Source organism: Dietzia sp. CW19 (assembly GCF_014145265.1).
Classification (GTDB): Bacteria; Actinomycetota; Actinomycetes; order Mycobacteriales; family Mycobacteriaceae; genus Dietzia; species Dietzia natronolimnaea.
The window spans coordinates 1-3,487 of the sequence record NZ_JAALEE010000221.1 but is presented as its reverse complement, the minus strand read 5'-3'; the positions used below and the strand labels follow the sequence as shown (position 1 = coordinate 3,487).

The window sequence follows — 3,487 nt, the reverse complement described above, 5'->3', positions numbered from 1 at the left end:
CGGGCGGCGCGGGTGAGCGCGGAGACCTCCGAGGGCGCCTGCTCCGGGATGTCGGTGCGGCCGTACCGTCGCACCGCGACCGCGATCCCGACGGCCACGACCACCAGCGAGGCGGTGGTGACCAGCCACACCGGCAGTACGTGCTCGGCGTAGTGCTCGCCCACGACCGGGGCCAGCCAACCCTCCAGCCGCCCGCCGATAGCGAGCAGGGCCCCGGAGATCACGGACCCCACCGCGATGAGGATCATCGGCGCCGTCATGGACACCGGCGACTCGTGGGGATGGGCCCCCTCGCGCCATCGCTGCCGGCCGAAGAAGGTCAGGATCATCACGCGCGTCATGTAGAAGGCGGTCAGCCCTGCTCCGAGCAGCGCCACCGCGCCGAGCAGGTATCCGGCCGCCCCGCCGCCGCCCACGTCGAACGCCGCGGAGATGATCCCCTCCTTGGAGTAGAAGCCGGAGAACGGTGGGACGCCGATGATCGCGAGGTAGCCGAGTCCGAAGGTGACAAAGGTGACCGGCATGACCGCGCGCAGGGCGCCGTAGCGGCGCATGTCGACCTCGTCGTCGAGACCGTGCATCACCGATCCCGCTCCGAGGAACAGCCCGGCCTTGAAGAATCCGTGGGTGAGCAGGTGCATGATCGCCAGCGCGTACCCGGCGGGGCCGAACCCGGCGGCCATGACCATGTATCCCACCTGGCTCATGGTGGATGCGGCGAGCACCTTCTTGATGTCGTCCTTGGCGCAGCCGATCACGGCGCCGAACAGCAGCGTCACCGCGCCGACGGCGATCACCGCGGTCCGCGCCGCCGGGGCCGCGTCGAAGATCGGGTTGGCCCGGGTGATCAGGTAGACGCCGGCGGTGACCATGGTGGCCGCGTGGATCAGCGCCGACACCGGGGTGGGGCCCTCCATGGCGTCCCCGAGCCACGACTGCAGCGGCACCTGGGCGGACTTGGCGCAGGCGCCCAGGAGCAACAGCAGGCCGAGCGCGGTGACCAGGCCGGACCCGACCCCGGGCGCGGCGCCGCCAGCACCGTCGACGGCGGCGAATACGCCGTCGAAGGACAGGGTCCCCAGCTGCGTGACCATCACCATCAGGGCCACGGCGAGCCCCATGTCCCCGACGCGGTTGACCAGGAACGCCTTCTTGGCCGCCGTGGCCGCGGACGGCTTGTGCTGCCAGAACCCGATGAGCAGGTAGGAGACCAGGCCCACGCCCTCCCACCCCAGGTAGAGCACCAGGAAGTCGTCGGCCATCACCAGCAGCAGCATCGCGGCCAGGAACAGGTTGAGGTAGGCGAAGAACTTCCGGCGCGCCGGATCGGCGGCCATGTACCCGGTCGAGTACACGTGGATGAGCAGGCCGACGCCGGTGATCAGCAGCACGAACACCATGGAGAGCTGGTCCAGTCGCAGGCCCATGTCCACGTGGAGGTCGCCCACCGAGATCCAGGTGAACAGCGTCTGCTGCAGGGTGCGGTCGGCGGCCCCGCGGCCGACCATGGCGGCGAACTGCCAGGCGGCCGCGCAGAACGCGGCCAGGGCGGTGGCGCAGCCCAGCAGGTGTCCCCACGGGTCGCTGCGGCGGCCCAGGAGCAGCAGGAGGGCGGCGCCGAGCAGCGGCAGGCCGGGGATCAGCCACAACGTCACATCAGGAGTCATCCGCGCGTCCTCAATACCTGAGCAGACTGGCGTCGTCGATCGAGGCCGATCGGCGGGAACGGTAGATGGCCATGATGATCGCCAGGCCGATCACGACCTCGGCCGCGGCCACCACCATGACGAAGAACGCGAACACGTGACCGCCCACGTCGCCGTGCATCCGGGCGAACGTCACCAGGGCCAGGTTGGTGGCGTTGAGCATGAGCTCGATGCACATGAACACCACGATCGCGTTGCGCCGCAGCAGGAACCCGGCCGCACCGATGGTGAACAGTACGGCCGAGAGGTAGAGGTAGTTCTCCGGGTTCACGGTCGTCCCCCCTCGGCAGGTCCCGCCGTACCGCCGGCCCCCGGATCGTCTCCGGGTCCCAGCTCCCTGCCGCCGCCGTGCCGGCGAAGGACCTCGCTCACCGAGTCGGTGGAGTCCGAGCCGTCGGGCAGCCGTGCCGGCATGTCCGCGGAGTTGCGCCGCGCGTACACGCCGGGGCTGGGCAGCGGCGTCACGCGGGCGTGGCCGTCGTGCTGCCAGTCCAGGAAGCGCTGCTCGGACATCTCGCGCTGGGTCCGTCGGCCGGAGAACCGTTCGCGGTGCGCGAGCACCATGGCCCCCAGGGTGGCGATGATCAGCAACACGCCGGTGAGCTCGAACGCCCACACGTGGCGGGTGAACAGCAGCTCGGCCAGTGCGGGCACGTCATTATGGTCGGCGCTGAAGCCGGTGAAGGGCGGCAGCTCCGCGCGGGCGAGGCCGGTCGCCAGGAGGACCCCGAAGCCGAGACCGGCGACGATCGCGGCCACGCGGTGTCCGCGGATCCGCTCCACCAGGGACTCCGAGGACTCCACGCCGATGAGCATCACCACGAACAGGAACAGCATCATCACCGCGCCGGTGTAGACGACGATCTGGCCGACGCCCAGGAACACCGCGCCCTGCGCCATGTACAGCACGGCCAGGGCGACCATCGTCATGGCCAGACACAGGGCGGAGTAGACCGCCTTCTTGGCGGAGACCACCCCGAGCGCGCCGACGACGACGACGACCGCCAGCACCCAGAACAGGACCGACTCCCCGGTGGACACCGGTGCCCCGGTCATCAGGACCCGTCCCCGTGTGAGGGCGCGCCCTGGGTCGGCGGGGAGTCCTCGCCCGGCGCCGCCCCGTGGGGTGCGCTCTGCGCCGCGCGGAGGACGTCGCCGCGGTAGTAGTCGGCGTGCGTGGTGCCCGGGGCCATGTCGTGCGGTGCGGGGACCATCCCGGCGAGCATCGGCCCCAGCAGGTCCTGCTTCTCGTAGATGAGCCCGGCCCGGTCGTCGCCGACCATCTCGTACTCGTTGGTCATGGTCAGCGCGCGGGTCGGGCAGGCCTCCACGCAGAGGCCGCACCCGATGCAGCGTAGGTAGTTGATCTGGTAGATCCGCCCGTAGCGCTCGCCGGGGGAGTAGCGCTCGTCCTCGGTGTTGTCGGCGCCCTCCACGAAGATCGCGTCCGCCGGGCAGGCCCACGCGCACAACTCGCAGCCGATGCACTTCTCGAGGCCGTCGGCGTACCGGTTGAGCTGGTGGCGGCCGTGGTAGCGGGGAGCGGTGGGGACCTTCTCCTCCGGGTACTGCTCGGTGTGCTTCTTGCGGAACATCGTCGCGAACGTGACACCGAACCCGGCGATCGGTTCGAGGATTCTCGGAACCCTAGGCATTGGGGGCCTCCTCCGATGCGGTGCGCTGGGGTGTCGCGGTGCGCCCGGACAACGCCGCGCGCTGGTGGGGCAGCGGTGGGACGGGGAACCCGCCCGCGACCGGGTCGAAGGGCGCCGGGTCGGCGG

The 3,487-nt window shown here is 70.7% G+C and carries 4 protein-coding genes; all 4 read right to left on the bottom strand.

Annotation, left to right across the window (positions count from 1 at the left end; genetic code table 11):
* On the bottom strand, positions 1 to 1,667 hold a 1,667-nt coding region (gene nuoL / locus G6021_RS07390; RefSeq protein ID WP_182640974.1), incomplete at its 3' end, for an NADH-quinone oxidoreductase subunit L.
* Positions 1,668 to 1,677: 10 nt separating this feature from the next.
* Entirely contained in the window at positions 1,678 to 1,977 is a 300-nt protein-coding gene (gene nuoK / locus G6021_RS07385; protein WP_095717142.1) for an NADH-quinone oxidoreductase subunit NuoK, read from the bottom strand.
* Positions 1,974 to 2,762 (bottom strand): NADH-quinone oxidoreductase subunit J, encoded by a 789-nt coding sequence (locus G6021_RS07380; RefSeq protein WP_182640973.1) that lies wholly within the window; start codon positions 2,760 to 2,762, stop codon positions 1,974 to 1,976. The genes nuoK and G6021_RS07380 overlap by 4 nt, the downstream gene beginning before the upstream one ends.
* Positions 2,762 to 3,361, bottom strand: coding sequence for an NADH-quinone oxidoreductase subunit NuoI (nuoI, locus tag G6021_RS07375; RefSeq protein WP_182640005.1), 600 nt, complete (start codon positions 3,359 to 3,361; stop codon positions 2,762 to 2,764). Before nuoI ends, G6021_RS07380 begins: the two co-directional genes overlap by 1 nt.
* Between the last annotated feature and the right edge of the window lie 126 nt (positions 3,362 to 3,487).

Coding starts and splice junctions, on each gene's coding strand:
- nuoI (WP_182640005.1), bottom strand. CDS start 3,361: ATGCCTAGGGTTCCGAGAATCCTCGAACCGATCGCCGGGTTCGGTGTC.
- G6021_RS07380 (WP_182640973.1), bottom strand. CDS start 2,762: ATGACCGGGGCACCGGTGTCCACCGGGGAGTCGGTCCTGTTCTGGGTG.